The following is a 22,411-nucleotide window of genomic DNA, read 5'->3' as shown; positions in this document are numbered from 1 at the left end:
TCCGTTCGATGCGCGGTCTTGTGGCCAGCGACCCTCGAGCACTCGCTTTTTCGCCACTGGAGAGTACGCCATGAACGCACCTGAATACTTCTTTCTCCCCGACATCCAGGCCAGCGCCGATCAGCGGCAGCTGGCGATTCACAAGGTTGGCGTCAGGGGCCTGCGTTACCCGCTGGCGCTGCTCGACGCGGCCGGCAAGGTGCAGAACACCGTCGCCAGACTGTCGATGTCGGTCGGCCTGCCGCCCGAGCTCAAGGGAACGCACATGTCGCGCTTCGTCGAGCTGCTCGAAGAGAAGCGTGCGCCGCTGAACGTAAACCGCCTGCTGCGCATGCTCGACGAAATGCTCCTCCGCCTGGATGCGCAGAGCGGTGAGATCGAGCTGGCCTTCCCCTACTTCATCAGCAAGGCGGCGCCGGTGTCGGCCGCCAAGAGCCTGCTCGACTACGACGTGCGCATGATCGCCGAGAAGCGCGCAGGGCAGCGCAGCGAGCTGACCCTCGCAATCGTTGCGCCGGTGACCAGCCTCTGCCCGTGTTCCCGGGAGATCAGTGCCTACGGCGCGCACAACCAGCGCTCGCACATCACGATCAGCGCTCGCCTGCGTTCGGGGATGTCACCCGAGGAACTGGTGCGGCTGGCCGAGGAGGAAGCCTCGTGCGAAGTGTTCGGATTGCTCAAGCGCGCGGACGAGAAGTGGGTGACCGAGCGCGCCTACGACAACCCGAAGTTCGTCGAGGACCTGGTCCGCGACATCGCGCTGCGTCTGATGAAAGAGCCACGGATCGCGCAATGGACGGTGAAGTCGGAGAACTTCGAATCGATCCACAACCACTCGGCCTATGCCGAGATCTGTGGCGAAAATCCTCAACGCGCCTGAACGGCAAGGAGATCAATATGCGTAGTGCACAGCGTATCGCGGTGGTCGGTTCGGGGATTTCGGGTCTGGCCAGTGCCTGGCTACTGGCGCAGAAGCATCAGGTGACGCTTTACGAGGCGGGCGACGCGCTCGGCGGGCACACCAACACCGTCGATGTGACGCTGGACGGCGTGAGTCATCCGGTGGATACCGGTTTCCTGGTCTACAACACGCACACCTATCCGAACCTGACAGCGATGTTTGCCCATCTCGGTGTGGCCAGCGTCGAAAGCGAAATGTCGTTTGCCGTCAGCCTCGACGAGCCCCGTCTGGAGTGGGCGGGAAGCAGCCTGGCGACGGTCTTCGGGCAGAAGCGCAATCTGCTGCGGGCGGACTTCTGGCGAATGCTGGCCGACATCGTGCGCTTCAACCGCGAGAGCGTCGCCTGGCTCGACCGACACGGCGAAGACAGCCTGAGCCTGCGCGACTTCCTCGCCGTGGGGGGCTACTCGCGTCCCTTCGCCGAGTGGTATCTGCTGCCCATGGCCGCCGCGATCTGGTCGTGTCCGGCCGGGCAGATGCTCGATTATCCGCTCGCCAGCTTCGTGCGCTTCTGCCGCAACCACGGTCTGCTGCAGGTCTTCGACCGGCCGTTGTGGCGAACGGTGCGTGGCGGCGGGCGGCAATACGTGAACAAGCTTGCCACGTTTCTCGACGATGTTCGCCTGTCGACTCCGGTGCGCGCCATAGAGCGAATCCTGGGTCGCCCTTCGCAGGGTCTGATCGTGCGCACCGACGCTGCTGTCGAGCACTACGATCAGGTGGTTCTCGCCTGCCATAGCGATCAGGCGCTGTCCGTCCTGGGCAAAGCGGCGACGCTGGCCGAGCGCCGCTTGCTGGGTGCCATCGGCTATGCGCCGAATCGCGCCGTGCTACACACCGACGCCGCGCTCCTGCCGCGCTCGCCGGCCCTCTGGTCGGCGTGGAACTATATGGCGGGCGGGCAGGAACTCGACCGGCACCCGGTCAGCGTTTCCTACCTGATCAATCGCCTGCAGCCGCTACCCTTCGCCACGCCAGTCATTGTTACGCTGAACCCGCAGCGTCAGCCAGCGCGCGAGCGCGTGATCGCCGAGTTCGACTACGAGCATCCGATTTTCGACCGCGCGGCGATCGCTGCGCAGCGCGAGTTGCCGGCGGTTTCCGGTGCGCACGGGGTGTGGTTCTGCGGCGCCTGGAATGGCTACGGCTTCCACGAGGACGGCCTCAAGTCGGCGTTGCGGGTGGCCAACGCCATGGGCTGCCACGCGCCGTGGCAGGGTGTCGACGCGGCTCTCCGGGGCCGCCCGGCGGCAGCGCGGATCGAGGAACTGGCGGCATGAACGCGCCACCGGCGCGCCTCTTCGTCGGGCAGGTGATGCACCGCCGGGTACGGCCGGCGGCCAACCGCTTCGTCTATCCCGTCTATTTCTGCCTGCTGCCGCTGTCGCGCATCGAGCAATCGGCCAGCGCCCTGTTCGCGGTCAATCGCTGGAATCTCTTCAGCTTCCATTTTTCCGACCACGGTGCGCGCGACGGCTCGCATCCGCTGCCCTGGGTTCGCCAGCTGCTGCAGCGCGAAGGAATCAGGGCCGACGGCGAGGTCTGGCTGCAGTGTTTTCCGCGTGTCCTCGGCTTCGTCTTCAATCCGATCAGCCTGTGGTTTTGTCACGACCGTGCCGGCGATCTGCTGGCCGTGCTTGCCGAGGTGAACAATACCTTCGGTGAGCGCCACAACTACCTGCTCGCGCACGCCGACGGCCGACCCATCCGCGACGGCGAGACGCTCGAGCGGCGCAAGGTGTTCCACGTCTCGCCATTCATGGACGTTGCGGGCTACTACCGCTTCCGCTTTCACTGGCGCGGCGGGCGAGACGGTCGCCCGGCATGGCGCCTGGCGCGCATCGATCATGGTGACGCAGCCGGTGATCTGCTGCACACGTCGATTTCCGGCCAGGCCGAAGCACTGGCCAGCGGCCCGCTGCTGAAAGCCTTTGTCCGCTTTCCCCTGATGACCCTGGCGGTCGTCCTGCGCATTCACTGGCAGGCGCTGAAGTTGTGGGTCAAGCGCGTGCCCTTTTTCAGCAAACCCGAACCTCCACTCGAGGAAACTACCCGATGAATGCCATGGAAAATACCCTCAGCCTCCCCGCGGCCTCCGGCCGCAAGACACTGCCGCGCAGCGCCAGGGCTGTGCTGGCCCTGCTCGAAGGGATAGAGCACGGGCGCCTGGAAGTTCGCCTGCCCGACGGCAGCACGCCGTGTTTTGGTCAGGTTGCCGCCGGCCAGCGTGCCGCCGTACTCGAGGTCGCCGAGTGGTCGGTCTTCGATCAGGTGCTGGAACGCGGCGACGTCGGCTTCGCCGAGGCGTGGATCGACGGTGACTGGCACAGCCCCGATCTCACCGCGCTGCTGACCCTGCTGGCCGAAAATCGTCAGGCGCTTTCGCGCGCCGTCTATGGCCATTGGTGGGGGCTGCTGAGCGCTCGCCTGCGCCACCTGCTGAACGCCAACACGCGCAGCGGCGCGCGCCGCAACATCATGGCGCACTACGATCTGGGCAATGATTTCTATGGCCAGTGGCTGGACCCGACGATGAGCTACTCGAGCGCCCTCTACTCGACCGACGCACCGCGGTCGATGGCCGCGGCGCAGCGCGCCAAGTACCGGCGAATCCTGCATCGGCTCGACGCCCGCCCCGGCCAGCGAGTGCTGGAGATCGGTTGCGGCTGGGGCGCTTTCGCCGAAACCGCGGCACGCGAGGCGGGTCTGCAGGTCGTCGGACTGACGCTGTCGCCGGCCCAGTACGAGTTCGCTCGCCGGCGCATGCTGCTCGCCGGCGTCGGGCAGCAGGTGCAGATCGAGTTGCGCGACTATCGCGATCTGCTTGGCGCGCAGTGCGACCAGCCGTTCGACCAGCAGTTCGACCATATCGTCTCGATAGAAATGTTCGAAGCGGTCGGCGAACGCTGGTGGCCGACCTACTTCAACGCCCTGCAGCAGCTGCTGGCGCCGGGCGGGCGGGCGGTGGTGCAAAGCATCACCATCGCCGACGAGCTGTTCGCGCGTTATCGTCGCGGCACCGACTTCATTCAGCAGCACGTCTTTCCTGGCGGCATGCTGCCCAGCCCGTCGGTGTTCGGCCAGCGAGCAGCGAGTGCCGGCCTGGCGGTCGCCGACGCTTTCGCCTTCGGGCGCGATTATTCGCGCACGCTCGCCGAATGGTCGGCGAACTTCGAGCGGCACTGGCCGGCGATCGAGGCGCAGGGTTTCGACGAACGCTTCCGTCGCCTGTGGCGTTTTTATCTGGCCTACTGCCAGGCCGGTTTCAACAGCGGCGCGACCGACGTCATGCAGTTCGAGCTGGCACACGCGCGATGAAAAGACTGCTGATGGCAGCCGTTCTCTTCGCCGCCAGCGCTTTCGCGCAGGCCGTTCCCGACGCCCTGCGCCAGAGCGGGGCCGAGTGGACGCGCTGGGGCAGCGGCGAGATGAGCTGGTTCGGCTTCACGCTCTACCGTGCCACCCTGTGGGTCGCGGTACGGCCGGGCGTCGATCTTCCGGCGAACGTGCCGACGGCCCTGCAGCTCGACTACCGACGCGACATCCCGCGTGACCGGCTGGTGCAGGCCAGCCTCGACGAGATGCGTCGGCTCGGCGCCAGCGACACGCAGTTGCAGCGCTGGGAGGGCGACTTGCGGCGCGTCTTTCCCGACGTCAAGGACGGCGAGAGCATCGTCGGCGTTCATTACCCCGGGCGGGGAGCGTCGTTCTTTCACCGTGGTCGCCCGAACGGCGAAATAGCCGACGCCGATTTCGCGCGCCTGTTCTTCGCCATCTGGCTCGACCCGCGCAGCAGCCAGCCGGGGTTGCGCGCCGCGCTCCTCGAGCGTCCCGCACTGTGAGCCTGAGCATGAACGCAGCGCAAGCGCTGTCCTTGCCGCGCCGGCAGCTCCTCGCCTACGGCGCGCTGGGTCTGCCCCTGGCGATGGCTGCCCTGCCGGTCTATGTGCATGTGCCCCGCCTCTACGCCGACGCCGCCGGCATGAGCCTGGGCCTGCTCGGCGGGCTGCTGCTGGCGGCGCGGCTGGTCGATGCGGTCATCGATCCGCTGCTCGGCGGCTGGAGCGACCGGACGGCCAATCGTCAGCGGCTGATCCTGCTCGCCCTGCCGTGTCTCGCACTCGGTATGCTGGCCTTGCTCCACCCGCCCGCCAGCGCCGCGCCACTGTGGCTGTTCGGCTCGATGCTGGTCACCTATTTCGGGTTTTCGCTGGCCAGCGTCGCCTATCAGGCGTGGGGAGCGGAACTCGGCCGCGACGCCGGCGAGCGCACGCGACTGACCGCCAGTCGTGAAGGTTTCGGTCTCCTCGGCGTCGTCCTCGCCGCTGCACTCCCCGGTCTCCTCTCGAGCGACCTGGCGCAGGGCCTGTCAGGCCTGGCGCAGATTTTCCCGCTGCTGCTCCTGGTGCTGGCGGTGTGGACGCTGTCGGGTTCACCGCAGGCGCTGGCCCGAACGCCGGCCAGCGGCAGTCTGCTCGGCGACCTGCGCGGCGTCCTGGCAGAGCAGCGCTTTCGCCGCCTGCTCGGGGTATTCGTGGTCAACGGCATCGCTGCCGCCTTGCCGGCGACCCTGGTCCTGTTCTATGTCGCCGATGTGCTGCAGGCGGAAGCCTGGAGTGGCGCTTTCCTGGCCCTGTACTTCGTCAGCGGAGTCGCGTTCCTGCCCCTGTGGGTGACGCTCGCCCGGCGCTACGGCCGCGTGCGCAGCTGGATCGCGTCGATGCTGGTGGCGATTGGCTCCTTCGCCTGGGCCTGGGGTCTGGGCGTTGGTGACGTCGGGCCTTTCGCCGTCGTCTGCCTGCTTTCGGGTGCGGCGCTTGGCGCCGACCTGACCCTGCCGGCTGCCTTGCTCGCCGACATCGCGGAGTACCGTGCGCGGGCTGGCGATGCGAAAGACAGGGCGGGAGGTGGGGAGGTCGTTGCGGTCACCGACGCCAGGCCAGCGCAGGCCGGCGCCTACTTCGGCTGGTGGAATCTGGTCGCCAAGCTCAACCTGGCGCTCGCCGCCGGCCTGGCCTTGCCGCTGCTCGAGTCGGTCGGCTACCGGCCGGGAGTCGCTGCGACGGCGACCGGTCTCGCCGCCGTCTATTGCCTGCTTCCCTTGCTCTTCAAGACGGTCGCGGCACTGCTGGCGTGGCGCTGGCGAAACACTTTGGAGGTCTGCTGATGAAAACCCTGTGGCTGGCGTGTCTTGCCTGCGGCGTTCTTGGTCTTGGCGGCTGCTCCGGCGTTCCCGTCGAGCGCTACCGGGGCGAACAGCCGGTGCTCGATCTGGCCCGGTACTTCAACGGAACGATCGACGGCTGGGGAATGTTCCAGGATCGTTCGGGCGCTGTGATCAAGCGTTTTCACGTGCTGATCGACGCCAGTTGGGAAAAACGTGACGGCGTCGACGTCGGTACCCTCGATGAGCACTTCTCCTGGTCCGACGGCACGACCTCCCGTCGCGTGTGGACCATCACCCGGGTCGACGCGTCGCACTACGTTGGCCGCGCGGACGACGTCGTCGGTGAGGCGCAGGGCGAAGCCGCGGGCAACGCGCTGCGCTGGCGTTACGTGCTGGCGCTGCCGGTCGACGGCCGGGTGTGGAACGTGGACTTCGACGACTGGATGTTCCTGATCGACGACAAGGTGATGCTCAACCGTTCAGAAATGCGCAAGTTCGGCTTCCGGCTCGGCGAAGTGACACTCGGTTTCAGCAAGCGGTGAAGCGATGAATCCACCCATCGAAGACTGGTCCGGCAAGCGCGTCTGGCTCCTCGGCGCCTCGAGCGGCATCGGCGCGGCGCTCGGCAGCCTGTTGCTGGCGCGTGGCGCCCGCGTCGCTTTTTCGGCTCGCAATGCGGCCCGCCTCGCCGAAGCGGCCGGCGAGGCCGAGCGGGCGCTGGTCCTGCCCTGCGACGCCGCCGACCACGCCAGCCTGCAGGCCGCCTGGGAGAAGCTGCTGCTGGCGTGGGGAGGCGTCGACGTGGCGCTCTACGTCGCCGGCGATTACCTGCCGATGCGCGCCTGGGACCTCGATGTGGAACGGGCGCGGCAGATGATCGACATCAACTTCGCCGGGGCGGTGTCGTTCGCTGCCTGCGTGGTGCCGCAACTGCTGCGCCAGGGGGGTGGCCAGATCGGTTTCGTGGCCAGCGTCGCCGGTTATCGAGGACTGCCGAAGTCCCTGATCTACGGCCCGACCAAGGCGGCGCTGATCAATTTCGCCGAAGCGCTCTATCTCGATCTGCAAGCGAAAGGGATTGGCGTACGGGTGATCAACCCGGGCTTCGTCGCCACCCCGCTCACCGCGAAGAACGATTTCGCGATGCCGGCGCTGTTGACCCCCGAGCAGGCAGCGCAGGAGACGATCGACGGTTTCGCCGGCAGCGCGTTCGAAATCCACTTTCCGAAACGCTTCACGCGCGTGGTCAAGTTGCTCGCCCACCTGCCGTACCGGATCTATTTCCCGCTGCTCCGCCGTTTCGTTGACCGATGAGGAGGCGAGCATGAGCCATGCGGCAGCCGTCGACGCGCTGAGCGCGTTCTACGAAGGCCTGAGCGCCGAGAGCGTTGCACGCTTTCCGGAGTTCTACGCCGACGACGCGGCCTTCAAGGATCCGTTCAACGAGGTGCGTGGCGTGGCGGCGATCCAGCGCATCTTCGCGCACCTGTTCCGGCAGGTCGGCGAAGCGCGCTTCGTCGTGCGCGAGCGGGTGGTCGCCGACAACGGCGCGATGCTGGTCTGGGAAATGCACTTCCGTCTGAACGGCATGCCAGCGCGGGGCCAGGCACAGGTAATCCATGGCGCCTCGCACCTCAGGTTTGACGGCGAAGGCAAGGTCGTCTGGCATCGCGATTACTGGGACGCCGCCGAGGAACTCTACGCGAAGCTGCCGGCAATCGGCTGGCTGATGCGCTTCCTGCAAAGGAAACTGGCCGCCTGAGGGGGTGGAGCGGGGGTGGAGCGGGGGAGGGCGGGCCGCAGCAGGCCCAGGGCATTCGCGTGCGCGACCGTCGCCGACTGCCCCGGCGACGCTTGCTTGTTCGTCGATTCCCTTTCCCCCCCCACCCCCCTGACGAGATCGGCAGACATTGCCAAGTGTCGGAGCTTTTTACAGTAGCGGGTTTTTTTGGATCGACTATCTTCCGTCAAGGCAATGTTTTAAAAGCAATAAGATTGTTAGGCACGTTTTGTGCTTGGAGTGAGTGCAGTTTCGGGATGGCCGCGCTCTTGCGACACAATGGACAATCTGTATAAGGAGGGTGAAATGAAGGGTAAGCGAATCAATAAAGCCTTTGTGGCGGCCGCGGCCATCACGCTCGGCCTGGCCAGCGCCGGCGCCAGCGCCGCCCAGATCTACTGGACCGACTGGATCGGCTCCAACCCCGTGACGTCGGGATTTCAGGGTACCGGGACGATCACCACCGGCACGGCAACGATTGGGGTGACCTATACCAATCCGCAAGGAATCGGGTTCTATGAGACGGGTGGGGGTGGCGATTATTGGATCAACCAATTCAACGGAGCAGGCCCCTCGCCGTACACCAGCACAGCGGTCGACAATCGTCCGACCGGTTCAGACCTCATCGCGTTGAGTCGGGCAGGCACGCAGACCCTGAACTTCTCGCAGACGGTCGCCAACCCGGTTTTCGCTTTCGTCAGCCTGAATGGCAATGGTTATGCCTTCGACCAGGATTTCGAGCTTCTCAGTCTTGGCGGCGTTGATGGCAACAATTGCGGCTACTGGGGTTGCGGTGGTGCCAGCAAGGTCGTCGTCGACCTTGGCGGGGGAAACTTCGAGTACCAGCTCAACAGCAACAACGTCGGGGGAAGTGAGCCGCACGGCACACTGCGCTTCCTTGGCGCATTCGACACGGTAAGCTGGAGAAGTAGTTCGGACGAGTTCTGGAACGGTTTTACCGTGGGCGTACAGGGCACGGCCGCAGAGGTTTTCCCTCCTAACGGCGTACCCGAGCCAGGGTCGCTTGCCCTTCTCGGCCTCGGCCTGCTGGGCGTCATCGCCGCGGGCAAGCGCAAGCAAGGCTAGCGCTGGTCAGCCAATCCCCCGCAAGACCCCGCCTCGGCGGGGTTTTTCGTTGGCGTCTGGCCCGCACGCCAGCGCAGGTCTGCCATCAGTCGGAATTCGGGCAGCTCTGCGCCAAGCTGCCGGCAATCGGCTGGCTGATGCGCTTCCTGCAAAGGAAACTGGCCGCCTGAGGGGGTGGAGCGGGGGAGGGCGGGCCGCAGCAGGCCCAGGGCTTTCGCGCGCGCGGCCTGGTGGTCGCCTGGTGGCGGCCTTGCCCCGCGGCAGCGTCTGAAGCACAATCTGGCCGCCGCTGGCAGGCGGCCATTCGCCCAAGCAACCACGAGGTCGCCATGCTCGACACCCCCGACGAACACCAGGACATCCGCGACGCCGTGCGCGACCTGTGCAGCCAGTTTCCGGACGCCTATTTTCGCAAGATCGACGAGCAGCGCGGCTATCCCGAGGCTTTCGTCGCTGCGCTGATCGGCGCCGGCTGGCTGGCGGCGATGATTCCCGAGGAGTACGGCGGATCGGGGCTGGGGCTGACCGCGGCGAGCGTGATCATGGAGGAGATCAATCGCAGCGGCGGCAACGCTGCCGCCGTGCATGGCCAGATGTACAACATGGGAACGCTGCTGCGCAGCGGCAGCCCGGCGCAGAAGGCGAAGTACCTGCCCGACATCGCTGCCGGCAAGCTGCGCATCCAGTCGATGGCGGTCACCGAGCCGGGCGCCGGCACCGACACCACGCGCATCAAGACCAGCGCGGTGAGGAAGGACGGCCGCTACGTGGTCAACGGCCAGAAGGTGTGGATCTCGCGCGTCCAGCACTCGGACCTGATGGTCCTGCTGGCGCGCACGACGCCGCTCGCCGAGGTGCCGAAGAAGTCGGAAGGGATGTCGATCTTCATCGTCGATCTGCGACAGGCGATAGGCAAGGGCCTCCGCGTGCAGCCGATTGCCAACATGGTCAATCACGAGACCAACGAACTCTTCTTCGACAATCTGGAGATTCCGGAAGAGAACCTGATCGGCGAGGAGGGCAAGGGCTTCAAGTACATCCTCGAAGGCCTCAACGCCGAGCGCGCGCTGATCGCCGCCGAGTGCATCGGCGACGGCTACTGGTTTGTCGATCGCGCCAGCCGCTACGCGAAGGAACGCGTCGTCTTCGACCGGCCGATCGGTCAGAACCAGGGCGTGCAGTTTCCGATCGCCGACGCCTTCATCGAGGTCGAGGCGGCCAACCTGATGCGCTTCAAGGCCTGCGCCCTGTTCGACGCGCAGCGGCCCTGCGGCGCCGAGGCGAACATGGCCAAGTACCTGGCGGCCAAGGCGTCGTGGGAAGCAGCCAACGTCTGCCTGCAGACGCACGGCGGCTTCGGCTTCGCCAGCGAGTACGACGTCGAGCGCAAGTTTCGCGAGACGCGCCTCTACCAGGTGGCGCCGATCTCGACCAACCTGATCTTTTCCTACGTCGCCGAGCACCTGCTCGGGCTGCCGCGCTCTTTCTAGGAAGGCCGCCATGCGCCCGCTCGACGGCATCACCGTGGTCACCCTCGAACACGCCATCGCCGCACCCTTCTGCACCCGCCAGCTGGCCGACCTCGGCGCCCGGGTGATCAAGATCGAGCGCCCGCTTACCGGCGACTTTGCACGCGCCTACGACGAGCGCGTGCGCGGACTGGCGTCGCACTTCGTGTGGACCAACCGCTCGAAGGAGAGCCTGACGCTCGACGTCAAGCACGCCGAGGCGCAGGTCATCCTGATGCGACTGCTCGAACACGCCGATGTGCTGGTCCAGAATCTGGCGCCCGGCGCCGCGGCGCGCCTGGGCCTGTCGTACGAGGCGCTGCGCGAGAAGCACCCGCGGCTGATCGTCTGCGACATCTCGGGCTACGGCAGCGACGGGCCGTATCGCGACAAGAAGGCCTACGACCTGCTGATCCAGAGCGAGTCGGGATTCCTCTCGGTCACCGGCCTGCCGGACGCGCCGGCCAAGGCCGGCTGCTCGATCGCCGACATCTCGGCCGGCATGTACGCGCAGAGCAACATCCTCGCCGCGCTGCTGCAGCGCGGCAAGAGCGGGCGTGGCTGCCATGTCGAGGTGTCGATGCTCGAAAGCATGGTCGAGTGGATGAGCTACCCGCTGTACTACGCCTTCGCTGGCGCCACGCCGCCGCCGCGTGCCGGCGCCGCGCACGCGACGATCTTTCCCTACGGCCCGTTTACCGCCGGCGACGGCAAGACGGTGATGCTCGGCTTGCAGAACGAGCGCGAGTGGCAGGTCTTCTGCGCGCAGGTGCTCGAACGCCCGGATCTGGCCAGCGATGCGCGCTTCTCTTCCAACTCGCGGCGCACGCAGGCGCGCGACGAACTGCGCACGCTGATCGACGAGCGCTTCGCGCGGCTCAGCTCCGAGCAGCTGATCGCCAGGCTCGACGCGGCGCAGATCGCCAACGCGCGCATGAACGACATGCACGAGGTCTGGGAGCATCCGCAGCTCAAGGCGCGCGGGCGGTGGACCGAGGTCGATACGCCGTCCGGCCCGATTCCCGCCCTGCGGCCACCCGGCCAGGTCGATTCCTTTACCCCGCGCATGGACGCCGTGCCGGCGCTCGGGGAGCACACCGACGCCATCCTGAGCGAACTCGGTTGGGATCGGTCGGCGATCGATCGGCTGCGGGAGGTGGGGGCAATCTGAGGGGGCGTCGCGACCAAGCCGTCTACCGGCGACGGTCGGCGGCTTGCTGCTAACGGCTTTCTAGCGTGGTTGCTCGAGCCGCCGACAGTTTTGTCGGCGCCCGCTTGGTGACGGATGGCCTTGCCCCGTCACGCCGGGCGAACATGGCTCAGACGCTGGCCAACTCGGCAGATGCAACGCCGCGGCCGCCATTGCCGCTGCCGTAGGCATCCATCAGGCGCGCGATTTGTGACGCCAGACGGGCGTCGGAGCTGGTGTCGGCGTTGTTCCCGGCGCTGCTCGCCGCCGACGATGCCGACGCGGAAGAGCTGACGGCAGCGTTTTCTTCCTGGTAGGCCTGTGCCTCCTGGAAGCTGATCTTGCCGTCGCCATTGGTGTCGGCCTGATCAAAACTCGTGACCAGTGCCGTCAGCTTGCTGGAGAGGTCGCTATTCGAGGTCTCCATTTTGCTTGCCACGCTACTCAGTTGCTCCTTGGTCAAGCCGGCCCCTTCGGGTGGGCGGGGAGGAGGGGGGCCGTTCATGGCTTGGGTCCCGTTGGCCCCACCCTGCGCCATCGCTCCCGTCGTGCGCGCGTGCATCAGCTGGCTGTCGAGCTGCTCGCCGATTTTCTTCAGGGTGTCGGAAAATTCCTGCTTCGTGACCTTGCCGTCGCTGTTCGAGTCCAGTTTGGAAAACAACTCGTTGGCCAGCGACGCGCTGTCCGACGTTGCGGCTGCCGCCGATGAGCGTGCGGAGGACGACGAAACGACTTTTGCGATAGCCCCCTGCAGGTCTGACTTCTCGATGTAACCCTGCTTTGCCGAGTCCAGCTTGGAGAACAATGCGTCGGCCATTTGTGCCGGGTCCGGGCGTTTCATGGCTCGCATCTCGCGCAGGCCTATCGCGCTGCTGCCGCCGATTCCGCCAATGCTACTGCTCATGAGGTGTTCCTTTCTTTCCATAAAGTCACCAGACGGCGCCGGCAGGCAGAGTCGTGCCTGAGATTCTTGCCACGTCTTCGTCAGCCCTCTGCGTGCTCTCCGCCCTCTCGTGGAGGTCGCTCGTTCTTTGCTGCTGGAAAAGTCGCGGGCCATTCGCCCGTAAGCGAGTCAGCAGCAATGCAGGTCGAGGATGTGTAGTCTAGGCGATAGATCGGGGTTTGGGGTCCAGAACGGCTGGCGTTACTGTAAAGCTGTGTAAATCGCTGCAATGAGCTTGCGCGTCGTGTCGGCCGTGCCTGCCCTCTACTCTACCCGTGACCCCGTGACCCCGTGACCCCGTGACCGCAAGGCCATGGGCATGACGACTGAAAGAGCTGAGACTTACAATACGAATTTTGGCTTGTTTCGAAATACAGGAACTCAGCAAGTAATTGATCCGGGCGCCCGGAACTTGCAGACTGGGCGTAAGTCGGTATTTGCGACCGCCTCAAGAACGGATTCGAACGAGTTTCCGAGAGGCGCGAAGACCAACATCTATAGCTTTCCGGGAGAACCAAGAATGTTAATTTCAGACATGCCGAGCATGGTTGGCGATGGTATTGACATGGCACCTCAGTCCGTCATTGAAATCGCGGACAACACCGCTACCGGGAGACCAAAGTTGCTATATGGAACCATGGGCGTTTGTGTCGTATCACCCACTCTTGAACGGATGGAAAAGGGTAGCGACTCACCTTTTTCAGATGGCCTTGACATTCACCCAAAAGACAGTGCTGGGCAAATATTCCCAGACGCCAGATTCGACGGCAACCTGCAAGCAGGCATTGAGGCAGCCGAGGTTAATATAATTCAACAGCCACGGCATGGCACGATCGTAACCAGAGACGTATCTCACCTTAAATACTCGCCAGAAAATGGCTACATTGGTGGTGACCAAGTGGTTTTTCTGGTTAATATAGGAGGAAAGAATATTAAAGTAATCTATTTTATAGAGGTTATCGATATCTCAACGAAATCTGGTGCTGACTATGATAAATATCAGACAATCTACAGAAATAACTGCGAAAAAGGCGAATGGCGCATACTTCACCACCTACCGAAAGAGGGCTCTGTAGCTAGTCATCTCATCGGATTAACCACTAATGCCGCGCAGCGCGTGCCGCCTTCAAGTTTCGGCGATATTCCCCATCCAGTGATCGGGAAAACCGCGGGCCAAAGCCAAGGTTCAGCCATCACTCTTTCCCCCGCCACCGCCACCGCCACCGCAGGCTACGGCTGGGTTGCGGTTAGCCCGTGCGCTCACTCGTAGTGGGTCCACGTGCGCAGCACGAGCACAAGCGGGGTCCGCACAAGGGGGGGCCAGCTAGAGGCTCTATGTCGTTTCGTGTGGAACCGGCGATGGGTTTCGCGTTTTGAGGGAGCGGTGATGTCAAGGGCGGACGCAGTCCGGGCGCAGCCGAACCCTTTACATCGCTGCCCGCTCGCTTACGCTTGCTCCGGGCCGAGGAAGGCAGTCTGCCGCCCTCGGCATGGAGGACAATGGCGGCCTTTCCTCTCGCGACCGGTTCCTCATGATTGAAACGCTGTTTACCCAAGCTCTGGGTCTCGTTGCTCCTTGGCAGGTAGCTGAAGTCATCTTCAAGCCAGAGTCCGGACGGATCGATTTCCAGGTCCGATTTGGCGCAGCCATTCATGTTTGCCCGGCTTGCGGTGCGGCGGCGCAGCCGCTGCATGACCGTTTGGCGCGTTCCTGGCGCCATATGGATTTCTTTCAGTACGAAGCCCACCTGCATGCCGAGGTGCCGCGAGTGGCCTGTGCCGGTTGCGGCAAGGTCACGCAGATTCCTGTGCCCTGGGCGCGTGAAGGGAGCCGCTTCACGCTGCTGTTCGAGGCCTTGACGTTGATGCTGGCGCCGACCATGTCGGTCTTGGCAGCTGGCCGACTGCTGCGCGTGCGCAGTCGCAGACTGTGGCGCGTGATCAATCATCATGTGGGCCGGGCGCGCGCCCAGGAAAGTCATGCCAGGGTTCGCGCGATCGGCGTCGATGAGACCGCCAGTAAACGCGGCCAGACGTATATCTCTGTTTTTTATGACCTCGACGCACAGCGTCTGCTGTTTGCCACACCGGGCCGGGACAAGGCCACGCTCGGGAAGTTCGCCAGCGACCTTACCGAGCATGGTGGCCAGCCCACCGCGATCACCCATGTCAGCATGGACATGAGCGGCTCGTTCCAGGCCGGCGCCGCCGAGCATTTTCCCGCAGCCGAGGTCTGTTTCGACCGCTTCCACGTGGTCGCTCTGAGCAGCACGGCGCTGGACGAGGTGCGACGCGCCGAGGTCAAGAGCGCGCCCGAACTCAAAGGCACCCGCTGGGGCCTGCACAAGAAACCCGCCGACTGGACCGTCAAGCAAACCGACACCATGCACTGGTTGCAGCGCTCGAACCTCAAGACCGCACGGGCCTGGCGGATCAAGCAGGCGCTGCGCTCCATCTACGCCACCGCCACGACACCTGACGAGGCCGAACCCCTGCTCAAGCGCTGGCTCAGCTGGGCCAGCCGCTGCCGACTCGAACCTTTCAAGCGCCTCGGCAGGACGATCACCAAGCATCTTCCTGGCGTCCTCAACGGTTTTCACCCCGGCAAGCACAATGGCCGGGTCGAAGCGATGAATCGAGCGCTCCAGGAGGCGCGCGCAAGGGCACGCGGCTATCGCCGCGTCGAAAACTTCATCGCCATGGCCTACCTCATCGCTGGAAAGCTCACTCATTTGCCCGCCTCGCCCTTCGCCCCATTCTTGCCCGTTCCACACGAAACGACCTAAACCCCAGCTAGATGACTATCAGGTCTTTGCTTTTTCCCGGATACATACCATCAGTCTTTATCACGAAGGCAAGAAGAAAGAGCTGACCCCAAGCGTGCGTGTTTTCGGTGCAGAAGGCATCCCCGCGCTATGGCCGCAATCGACCCTCAGCAGCCGATCAGGTTTCTCCAAACCGGCCAGTCAGCCAAATCCAGATTCTGCGAACTGGAATGCTCCGAAGCCGCCATTGGCGACCTCAACCTACCGGCCAGGATCGGTCGTTGCCAAAGCGAACAACAGCTCTGCATCAGCGAGCTGGTAATGCGATGTCAGCGGCCTTTCGACCGATAGGTTCACGCATTTGGGCACCGATTCAGCACATGTTTCTTGGCGGCTGCCCCCTGTGCCAATATGACCTGAGAAACCTACCCCTGACGAATTAGAGTAGAAAGGTAGGGTCCCATCATGGCAAACGACACGAAGGTTCTGATGAACGGACAAGCCGCACTGGCGATGGATCAGGGCTTCCGCACTCGGATGGCATGTCATGAGCCGGGGAAAAATCGTTAACATTCATGGTGTTATGCCAACAGCTTGTAAACTGCGTTGGAATCGGGTCTACTCTCGTCTTTTGGGCGACCGAAATGACTTTGACCAACGGAGCGACGCTGATGAACTGCTTGAGCGAAATCGGGGTTTAGGTCGTTTCGTGTGGAACGGGCAAGAATGGGGCGAAGGGCGAGGCGGGCAAATGAGTGAGCTTTCCAGCGATGAGGTAGGCCATGGCGATGAAGTTTTCGACGCGGCGATAGCCGCGTGCCCTTGCGCGCGCCTCCTGGAGCGCTCGATTCATCGCTTCGACCCGGCCATTGTGCTTGCCGGGGTGAAAACCGTTGAGGACGCCAGGAAGATGCTTGGTGATCGTCCTGCCGAGGCGCTTGAAAGGTTCGAGTCGGCAGCGGCTGGCCCAGCTGAGCCAGCGCTTGAGCAGGGGTTCGGCCTCGTCAGGTAAAGTGGTCCCCTTAGTCAAGACAAATATCAACTCAGTTTAAGTTGTGCATTTGACTTCGCTAGCAGCTGGACGGCGCTGCCCCGGTGTTGCCTTTGACTCTGCTTTTGATGCTGTCGTTGACTTTGCTTTTGCGGGTGGGGCATCGCCTGTGGAGCGTAGCGGAACAGGCGATGCCCCACCCGCGCCGCCAAACTTGTCGAGGATCAACGCCCCGCCACCGATGCCGTTCCGATAGACGACGGCGGGTGCCGTGTTGCCCAGCGACTGGTGCGGACGCTCAGCGTTGTAGAAGGCGAAATACTCGGTCAGGCCAAGCATCAATTCGCCCATCGTGGCATAGCCCTTTAGATACACGTCCTCGTACTTGACGCTGCGCCAGAGGCGCTCGACGAAAATGTTGTCGAACACGCGCCCCCGCCCATCCATGCTGATCACGACGCCTTCCCGTTTCAGCACCCCGGTGAAGGCTTCACTGGTGAACTGCGCGCCTTGATCGCTGTTGAAGATTTCTGGCTTGCCGTGGCTACGCAGGGCCTCCTCCAGGCAATCGACACAGAACACCGATTCCATGCTGTTGCTGATCCGCCAGCTGAGCACCTTGCGGCTATACCAGTCGATCACGGCGACCAGGTAGGCGAAGCCGTGGGCCAGCCGGATGTAGGTGATGTCAATGCTCCACACCTGGTTGGGTCTGACCACGGGAACGCCGCGCAGCAGATAGGGATAGACCGCGTGCTCAGGGCGCGGACGGCTGGTGTTCGGCCCCGGCGCCATGCCCGACAGCCCCATCAGTCGCATCAGCCGTTGCACGCGTTTGCGATTGACCGTGTGCCCCACCTTCTCAAGGAAAATCACCATCCGGCGCGTACCGTAAAACGGGCGCCGGGTGTACTCCTCATCAATCAGCCGACTGTGGACGAGATCGTTGGCATCGACCACCGGCGGCCGGCGCTGCGCGTAGACCGTGGCTCGGCATAAGCCTGCCAGAGCGCATTGCTGCACCACCGCGACGGGCTCGCCTGGGTCGATCCACCCATGCCGTATCACGGCAGGCTGATCCCAGACTTTTTTTTGAGCCAGTCCAGTTCCATCTTCAACTTGCCGATCTCGCTGTACAACAGCTCCGGCTCCCGGTGCGCCGCCGCCGGCTTGGGGCCGCGCTTGCCTTCAAACAGCGTCTTGGCATTCTCCTGGATGGCCTTCTTCCATTGCCCCACCTGCACAGGATGCACGCCGTATTTCCGCCCAATCTCGTTGATCGTCTTTACCCCGCGTACCGCCTCCAGACCAACCTTGGCCTTGAACTCCGGCGTATGTACCTTCCGCGTCGTGGCTTCACTCATCGCTTCTCGCTCCTATGATGGAGCACAGCTTAAACCACTGTCTGATTTCCAGGGACCACTATAAGGTGTCGTGGCGGTGGCGTAGATGGAGCGCAGCGCCTGCTTGATCCGCCAGGCCCGTGCGGTCTTGAGGTTCGAGCGCTGCAACCAGTGCATGGTGTCGGTTTGCTTGACGGTCCAGTCGGCGGGTTTCTTGTGCAGGCCCCAGCGGGTGCCTTTGAGTTCGGGCGCGCTCTTGACCTCGGCGCGTCGCACCTCGTCCAGCGCCGTGCTGCTCAGAGCGACCACGTGGAAGCGGTCGAAACAGACCTCGGCTGCGGGAAAATGCTCGGCGGCGCCGGCCTGGAACGAGCCGCTCATGTCCATGCTGACATGGGTGATCGCGGTGGGCTGGCCACCATGCTCGGTAAGGTCGCTGGCGAACTTCCCGAGCGTGGCCTTGTCCCGGCCCGGTGTGGCAAACAGCAGACGCTGTGCGTCGAGGTCATAAAAAACAGAGATATACGTCTGGCCGCGTTTACTGGCGGTCTCATCGACGCCGATCGCGCGAACCCTGGCATGACTTTCCTGGGCGCGCGCCCGGCCCACATGATGATTGATCACGCGCCACAGTCTGCGACTGCGCACGCGCAGCAGTCGGCCAGCTGCCAAGACCGACATGGTCGGCGCCAGCATCAACGTCAAGGCCTCGAACAGCAGCGTGAAGCGGCTCCCTTCACGCGCCCAGGGCACAGGAATCTGCGTGACCTTGCCGCAACCGGCACAGGCCACTCGCGGCACCTCGGCATGCAGGTGGGCTTCGTACTGAAAGAAATCCATATGGCGCCAGGAACGCGCCAAACGGTCATGCAGCGGCTGCGCCGCCGCACCGCAAGCCGGGCAAACATGAATGGCTGCGCCAAATCGGACCTGGAAATCGATCCGTCCGGACTCTGGCTTGAAGATGACTTCAGCTACCTGCCAAGGAGCAACGAGACCCAGAGCTTGGGTAAACAGCGTTTCAATCATGAGGAACCGGTCGCGAGAGGAAAGGCCGCCATTGTCCTCCATGCCGAGGGCGGCAGACTGCCTTCCTCGGCCCGGAGCAAGCGTAAGCGAGCGGGCAGCGATGTAAAGGGTTCGGCTGCGCCCGGACTGCGTCCGCCCTTGACATCACCGCTCCCTCAAAACGCGAAACCCATCGCCGGTTCCACACGAAACGACATAGAGCCCGAAATCGACGACCCGCGCAAGCCGAGCAATGGGACACTGCATGACTTTCTGGAGATGCTGGTGATTGCCGTTGCGGCGGCACTGTCGGATTGCGACACGGTCGAGGACATCGCGTACTGGGGCCGGGCGAAGGAAGCGTGGTTGCGCAAATTCCTCATGCTTACGAACGGCGTTCCCTCCGAGGAGACCTTCCTTCGCGTCTTTCGGGTCCTCGACCCGAAGCAATTCGAAAGCGCTTTCCGGCGCTGGGTGGGCGGCATTGTTGGCGCCTTGAGCGGCAGCATTGCCGTCGATGGCAAGACGGTGCGCGGGTCGGGCAGTGGCGGCGAGACTGCTATTCACATGGTCAGTGCCTTCGCCACGGACCTGGGCATCGTTCTTGGCCAGGAGAAGGTGAGCGGCAAGAGTAACGAGATCACCGCCATCCCGGAATTGCTCGAAGCCCTTTACCTCAAGGGCTTCCTGGTCAGCATCGACGCCATGGGCTGCCAGAAGAAGATCGCGTCGCAGATCACGGATCAGGGTGGCGACTATCTGCTGGCGGTCAAAGGCAATCAACCGACACTGTTGGAGGCCATCGAGGCGGCGTTCATCGACCAGTACCAAGCCGAAGGCGTCGATCGCCAACGCGAGGTCCAAAAAGGTCATGGTCGGCTGGTTGGGCAGATCGCCTCGGTCCTCCCTGCGCAAGGGATCGTGCATCCCGTTGATTGGCCCGAGTGCAAGACCATCGGCCGTATCGACTCTCTGCGCAAGGTTGGCGACCATGAGTCGGACCTGGAGCGGCGTTACTACATCAGCTCGCGTGTATTGACCGCCGAACAACTGGCGGCAGCCGCGCGTGCGCACTGGGGCGTGGAAAACCGGCTTCACTGGGTCCTTGATGTCAGCTTCGGTGAGGATGGCAGCACCATCCGCAAGGACAACGCGCCGCAGAACCTCTCGCTCCTGAAGAAGATCGTGCTCAACATGATCCGCCTCGATACGACCCACAAGACCAAAGGCAGCTTACGCCTGAAGCGTAAAGCCGCCGCTTGGGATGACGATCTCCGGATGAACATGCTGGGACTGTCAAAGCGATGACATCCGAGTGCGGAAGCCCTGGGCGATGGATAACGCGTTGGAAGGAGCCCGCAGGGCGACTGGAAACGCGTCATCCATCGCGCCGCCGGACCCCGAGGTGGTGGCGACGGCGCGCCGCTGCCAGGTCTCCAGCGCTGAGTTGCAAGCCGGCAAGCACACGAGCGTCTTCGACTACAAACCCGCTGAGCCGGGCCTGGGCAAGGGCGGGACGGGCGTGCTCCGCGTGGACGGCAAGGAAGTGGCGCGCAATTCGATGGAACATTCGACACCGATTACCTTTCCCAAGGACGAAACCTTCGACATCGGCCAGGACACCCGCACCGGTGTCGCCATGGTTGAGTATCGCTACGATCCACCATTCGAGCTCACCGGTACGATCAACAAACTCACCTTCCAGCTGGAGCCCGACCAAATGACGGCAGAAGAGCGCGAGGAAATGAATAAATCCGTCGCCAAAGCACGAGACTAGCGATTAAAATGGAGCGTCAAGCTTGGCGCACGAAAGGACCCGAAATGACCGTTGTAACAAGGGTGCTGGCCTTGGCCGCGGCCGGGGAAATCGTGACAGGCTTGGCGTTGCTGATCACCCCGGCCGTGGTCGGACAAGTGCTGCTCGGCGAAGAACTTGCCGGTGTCGCCGTCATCGTGGCACGTGTGGCGGGATTCGCTCTGATCGGATTGGGGGTCGCCTGCTGGCCGGGCACACCGCTAGTCGGCATGCTAACCTACAGCGCGACCATCACGCTTTATCTCGCCTACCTCGGCACAACGGGGAACTCCACTGGCATACTGCTGTGGCCAGCGGTCGTGCTGCACGTGATCCTGACAATACTGCTGATCCGCGCATGGAGCGGCGCCAAAAAGACGACCCCATAGGGGAGAATCCGCGCCGACCGTGTCTTGCCGAGCAGCTTGCTAACGAGCGCTGCAATCAACAGGACGGCAGTTTAATCGCCTGGACCGGACACTTAGAACGCTATGCGTATCAGGCCGCTCAGGGTCGTGATGCGACCCACTTCTCGTCGACTTCGTCGCCGGAAAGCGGTCAGTGAAGTTTCGCCTCCCGGAAGCGGCCATTCATCACCGAGTGCTGACGACCCCAAGCCGTCGATCAGCTTTCTCTAAACCGGCCAGTCAGCCAAGTCCAGATTCAGCGAACAGGACTGCTCCGAAGCGGCCATTGGCGACCTCAACCTACCGGCCAACAAGAGTCATAGCGCCGCCACAAACTAGGCGAACTCGAACGGCGGCTTTCGGTGAACTGCCGCATTTGCTGATTTCACTCCAAGGCGGATGTTCACCAAGCGTTCCCATGCGGTCTCGGCTCTCGTTCATGGCCCAAGCGTAGCGCACTCAGAATCTCGCCAGCCTCTCGAAGAACCAGAACGATGCCAGAATCCCAATTACATATGGCGTGGCTGCGCGGGCGTAGCGCTCCAGTGACATCGCAAGCTTGATTCGCTTGGCCAAGGTGAAACACCCGAGCATGACGAAAATGAATGCCAGCTGACCGAGTTCGACGCCGATGTTGAACGCGACCAGCGCGAGCGGAATATCGCCGCTCGGCAGGCCGATGTTGACCAGTGCGCTGGCGAATCCAAGCCCGTGCAGCAGTCCGAAGCAGAATGCTACCAGCCACGGCCAACGCGAGGTCAAGCTCGTTTCGCCGCGCTGCAATCGAACGACCTCGCTGGCGAGCAGCAGTATCGAGAGGGCGATGGTGGCTTCGACCGGCGGGCCGGGCACATGCACCAGACCAAGCGTTGCGAGCGCCAGCGTGATCGAATGCGCGAGCGTGAATGCGGTGATCGTCCACAGCAACATCCGCGTCTGACGCACGATAAGCATCAGTGCCAGGACAAACAGCAGGTGGTCGTAGCCGAGCAGAATATGGTCGATGCCATGCCGCAGGTAAGCGCCGACGACCGAGAGCCAGCCGCGCTGCGCGGCAATTTCCAGCCACGGCTGCGACGGATGGATGAGCGTCGTCGAGTGGGCACCGTCGATCATTTGGACGCGCACCAGCACATCGGTAATCGTGGCTTGCAGGCCGACGATATCGATACGCGTGTCGGCGAGTCCACCGGGCAATTCGATCACGCGGCGCTCCAGAAGCGAATCGGGAAGTTCACGCAGCGCAGGTTCGGTGAGGTTTCGCGTGCCCTCGGCGAACTTCAACACGATCGGCAACTGCCTTCCCGACAGTACCGGCGTGCGCCACAAGACGTCGTAGCGGCCCGGCGCGGTTTCGTTGATTTCAAGATACGCGGGGCGGGTTTCGTGCGCCCAGGCGCCTGGCAACGGCATACAGAGCATGGCCATCGCGCTCAACAGTGAGCAGCGCAAAAGCACCAAGACGCGC

Annotated in this window: 19 protein-coding genes and 3 pseudogenes; 17 read left to right on the top strand and 5 right to left on the bottom strand. The window is 63.6% G+C overall.

What is annotated here, in order from left to right; all coding sequences use genetic code 11:
- The first annotated feature begins 70 nt into the window (after positions 1–70).
- The 12 genes from folE2 to QZ634_RS10170 all read left to right on the top strand — a co-directional run bounded on the left by folE2 (position 71) and on the right by QZ634_RS10170 (position 11,673).
- Positions 71–880, top strand: coding sequence for a GTP cyclohydrolase FolE2 (gene folE2 / locus QZ634_RS10225; RefSeq protein ID WP_291987812.1), 810 nt, complete (start codon positions 71–73; stop codon positions 878–880).
- A gap of 17 nt (positions 881–897) precedes the next feature.
- A complete protein-coding gene (locus QZ634_RS10220) occupies positions 898–2,241 on the top strand; it encodes an FAD-dependent oxidoreductase (RefSeq protein ID WP_291987810.1) in 1,344 nt (447 codons plus the stop codon).
- On the top strand, positions 2,238–3,020 hold the full coding sequence (locus QZ634_RS10215) for a DUF1365 domain-containing protein (RefSeq protein WP_291987807.1): 783 nt from the start codon (positions 2,238–2,240) through the stop codon (positions 3,018–3,020). The genes QZ634_RS10220 and QZ634_RS10215 overlap by 4 nt, the downstream gene beginning before the upstream one ends.
- Complete coding sequence (locus tag QZ634_RS10210; protein WP_291987805.1) at positions 3,017–4,279, top strand: cyclopropane-fatty-acyl-phospholipid synthase family protein; 1,263 nt, start codon at positions 3,017–3,019, stop codon at positions 4,277–4,279. Before QZ634_RS10215 ends, QZ634_RS10210 begins: the two co-directional genes overlap by 4 nt.
- The gene (locus QZ634_RS10205) at positions 4,276–4,803 is read left to right on the top strand and encodes a chalcone isomerase family protein (protein ID WP_291987802.1); all 528 of its coding nucleotides are present in this window, start codon (positions 4,276–4,278) and stop codon (positions 4,801–4,803) included. The genes QZ634_RS10210 and QZ634_RS10205 overlap by 4 nt, the downstream gene beginning before the upstream one ends.
- An 8-nt stretch (positions 4,804–4,811) precedes the next feature.
- Positions 4,812–6,128, top strand: a complete 1,317-nt coding sequence (locus tag QZ634_RS10200; RefSeq protein ID WP_291987801.1) for an MFS transporter — start codon at positions 4,812–4,814, stop codon at positions 6,126–6,128.
- Positions 6,128–6,670 (top strand): DUF3833 domain-containing protein, encoded by a 543-nt coding sequence (locus QZ634_RS10195; RefSeq protein WP_043566527.1) that lies wholly within the window; start codon positions 6,128–6,130, stop codon positions 6,668–6,670. The genes QZ634_RS10200 and QZ634_RS10195 overlap by 1 nt, the downstream gene beginning before the upstream one ends.
- 4 nt (positions 6,671–6,674) lie before the next feature.
- Positions 6,675–7,442: an SDR family NAD(P)-dependent oxidoreductase gene (locus QZ634_RS10190; RefSeq protein ID WP_291987799.1), complete on the top strand. Its 768-nt coding sequence runs from the start codon at positions 6,675–6,677 to the stop codon at positions 7,440–7,442.
- 10 nt (positions 7,443–7,452) lie between these two features.
- The gene (locus tag QZ634_RS10185) at positions 7,453–7,890 is read left to right on the top strand and encodes a nuclear transport factor 2 family protein (RefSeq protein ID WP_291987797.1); all 438 of its coding nucleotides are present in this window, start codon (positions 7,453–7,455) and stop codon (positions 7,888–7,890) included.
- Between the two features lie 324 nt (positions 7,891–8,214).
- Positions 8,215–8,994, top strand: coding sequence for a PEP-CTERM sorting domain-containing protein (locus QZ634_RS10180; RefSeq protein WP_291987795.1), 780 nt, complete (start codon positions 8,215–8,217; stop codon positions 8,992–8,994).
- 329 nt (positions 8,995–9,323) lie between these two features.
- On the top strand, positions 9,324–10,484 hold the full coding sequence (locus tag QZ634_RS10175; RefSeq protein ID WP_291987792.1) for an acyl-CoA dehydrogenase family protein: 1,161 nt from the start codon (positions 9,324–9,326) through the stop codon (positions 10,482–10,484).
- A 10-nt stretch (positions 10,485–10,494) separates the two neighbouring features.
- The gene (locus QZ634_RS10170) at positions 10,495–11,673 is read left to right on the top strand and encodes a CaiB/BaiF CoA-transferase family protein (protein ID WP_291987790.1); all 1,179 of its coding nucleotides are present in this window, start codon (positions 10,495–10,497) and stop codon (positions 11,671–11,673) included.
- Between the two features lie 148 nt (positions 11,674–11,821).
- Here the strand turns inward: QZ634_RS10170 and QZ634_RS10165 are convergent, their stop codons facing one another.
- Complete coding sequence (locus QZ634_RS10165) at positions 11,822–12,595, bottom strand: EF-hand domain-containing protein (RefSeq protein WP_291987788.1); 774 nt, start codon at positions 12,593–12,595, stop codon at positions 11,822–11,824.
- 358 nt (positions 12,596–12,953) lie between these two features.
- Here QZ634_RS10165 and QZ634_RS10160 point away from each other — a divergent pair, with 358 nt between their 5' ends.
- Together QZ634_RS10160 and QZ634_RS10155 are read left to right on the top strand one after the other, a co-directional pair.
- Positions 12,954–13,904, top strand: a complete 951-nt coding sequence (locus tag QZ634_RS10160) for a hypothetical protein (protein ID WP_291987786.1) — start codon at positions 12,954–12,956, stop codon at positions 13,902–13,904.
- A gap of 262 nt (positions 13,905–14,166) precedes the next feature.
- Positions 14,167–15,420 (top strand): ISL3 family transposase, encoded by a 1,254-nt coding sequence (locus QZ634_RS10155; protein WP_291988034.1) that lies wholly within the window; start codon positions 14,167–14,169, stop codon positions 15,418–15,420.
- 676 nt (positions 15,421–16,096) lie between these two features.
- On the opposite strand, the pseudogene QZ634_RS10150 reads toward QZ634_RS10155, so the two are convergent.
- The 3 genes and pseudogenes from QZ634_RS10150 to QZ634_RS10140 all read right to left on the bottom strand — a co-directional run.
- Positions 16,097–16,405 (bottom strand): annotated as a pseudogene (locus QZ634_RS10150) (transposase); the annotation flags it as partial.
- A 186-nt stretch (positions 16,406–16,591) separates the two neighbouring features.
- Positions 16,592–17,754 (bottom strand): annotated as a pseudogene (locus tag QZ634_RS10145) (IS3 family transposase); the annotation flags it as partial.
- Positions 17,755–17,766: 12 nt separating this feature from the next.
- The gene (locus tag QZ634_RS10140) at positions 17,767–18,762 is read right to left on the bottom strand and encodes an ISL3 family transposase (protein ID WP_291988107.1); all 996 of its coding nucleotides are present in this window, start codon (positions 18,760–18,762) and stop codon (positions 17,767–17,769) included.
- 195 nt (positions 18,763–18,957) lie between these two features.
- Between QZ634_RS10140 and QZ634_RS10135 the strand changes: the two genes are divergently transcribed.
- From QZ634_RS10135 to QZ634_RS10125, 3 genes and pseudogenes are all read left to right on the top strand, one after another.
- Complete coding sequence (locus QZ634_RS10135) at positions 18,958–20,049, top strand: ISAs1 family transposase (RefSeq protein WP_291988105.1); 1,092 nt, start codon at positions 18,958–18,960, stop codon at positions 20,047–20,049.
- Between the two features lie 136 nt (positions 20,050–20,185).
- Positions 20,186–20,518 (top strand): annotated as a pseudogene (locus QZ634_RS10130) (arylsulfatase); the annotation flags it as partial.
- Between the two features lie 44 nt (positions 20,519–20,562).
- Positions 20,563–20,925, top strand: a complete 363-nt coding sequence (locus tag QZ634_RS10125; RefSeq protein WP_291987784.1) for a hypothetical protein — start codon at positions 20,563–20,565, stop codon at positions 20,923–20,925.
- A gap of 477 nt (positions 20,926–21,402) precedes the next feature.
- On the opposite strand, the gene QZ634_RS10120 is transcribed toward QZ634_RS10125, so the two are convergent.
- On the bottom strand, positions 21,403–22,365 hold the full coding sequence (locus QZ634_RS10120) for a HupE/UreJ family protein (protein ID WP_291987782.1): 963 nt from the start codon (positions 22,363–22,365) through the stop codon (positions 21,403–21,405).
- Positions 22,366–22,411: the final 46 nt, after the last annotated feature.

It is taken from the genome of Candidatus Accumulibacter sp. ACC007 (assembly GCF_907163205.1).
In the GTDB taxonomy this organism is placed as follows: domain Bacteria; phylum Pseudomonadota; class Gammaproteobacteria; order Burkholderiales; family Rhodocyclaceae; genus Accumulibacter; species Accumulibacter regalis.
This window is presented reverse-complemented; position numbering and strand designations above follow the sequence as displayed.

Excerpts from the sequence above, each read along its gene's own strand:
- QZ634_RS10205 (WP_291987802.1), top strand. The coding sequence starts at position 4,276 with ATGAAAAGACTGCTGATGGCAGCCGTTCTCTTCGCCGCCAGCGCTTTC.
- QZ634_RS10155 (WP_291988034.1), top strand. The coding sequence starts at position 14,167 with ATGATTGAAACGCTGTTTACCCAAGCTCTGGGTCTCGTTGCTCCTTGG.
- QZ634_RS10170 (WP_291987790.1), top strand. The coding sequence starts at position 10,495 with ATGCGCCCGCTCGACGGCATCACCGTGGTCACCCTCGAACACGCCATC.
- QZ634_RS10195 (WP_043566527.1), top strand. The coding sequence starts at position 6,128 with ATGAAAACCCTGTGGCTGGCGTGTCTTGCCTGCGGCGTTCTTGGTCTT.
- QZ634_RS10210 (WP_291987805.1), top strand. The coding sequence starts at position 3,017 with ATGAATGCCATGGAAAATACCCTCAGCCTCCCCGCGGCCTCCGGCCGC.
- QZ634_RS10185 (WP_291987797.1), top strand. The coding sequence starts at position 7,453 with ATGAGCCATGCGGCAGCCGTCGACGCGCTGAGCGCGTTCTACGAAGGC.
- QZ634_RS10215 (WP_291987807.1), top strand. The coding sequence starts at position 2,238 with ATGAACGCGCCACCGGCGCGCCTCTTCGTCGGGCAGGTGATGCACCGC.
- QZ634_RS10125 (WP_291987784.1), top strand. The coding sequence starts at position 20,563 with ATGACCGTTGTAACAAGGGTGCTGGCCTTGGCCGCGGCCGGGGAAATC.
- QZ634_RS10160 (WP_291987786.1), top strand. The coding sequence starts at position 12,954 with ATGACGACTGAAAGAGCTGAGACTTACAATACGAATTTTGGCTTGTTT.
- QZ634_RS10175 (WP_291987792.1), top strand. The coding sequence starts at position 9,324 with ATGCTCGACACCCCCGACGAACACCAGGACATCCGCGACGCCGTGCGC.
- QZ634_RS10220 (WP_291987810.1), top strand. The coding sequence starts at position 898 with ATGCGTAGTGCACAGCGTATCGCGGTGGTCGGTTCGGGGATTTCGGGT.
- QZ634_RS10200 (WP_291987801.1), top strand. The coding sequence starts at position 4,812 with ATGAACGCAGCGCAAGCGCTGTCCTTGCCGCGCCGGCAGCTCCTCGCC.
- QZ634_RS10180 (WP_291987795.1), top strand. The coding sequence starts at position 8,215 with ATGAAGGGTAAGCGAATCAATAAAGCCTTTGTGGCGGCCGCGGCCATC.
- QZ634_RS10165 (WP_291987788.1), bottom strand. The coding sequence starts at position 12,595 with ATGAGCAGTAGCATTGGCGGAATCGGCGGCAGCAGCGCGATAGGCCTG.
- QZ634_RS10140 (WP_291988107.1), bottom strand. The coding sequence starts at position 18,762 with ATGATTGAAACGCTGTTTACCCAAGCTCTGGGTCTCGTTGCTCCTTGG.
- QZ634_RS10190 (WP_291987799.1), top strand. The coding sequence starts at position 6,675 with ATGAATCCACCCATCGAAGACTGGTCCGGCAAGCGCGTCTGGCTCCTC.
- QZ634_RS10120 (WP_291987782.1), bottom strand. The coding sequence starts at position 22,365 with ATGCTCTGTATGCCGTTGCCAGGCGCCTGGGCGCACGAAACCCGCCCC.
- folE2 (WP_291987812.1), top strand. The coding sequence starts at position 71 with ATGAACGCACCTGAATACTTCTTTCTCCCCGACATCCAGGCCAGCGCC.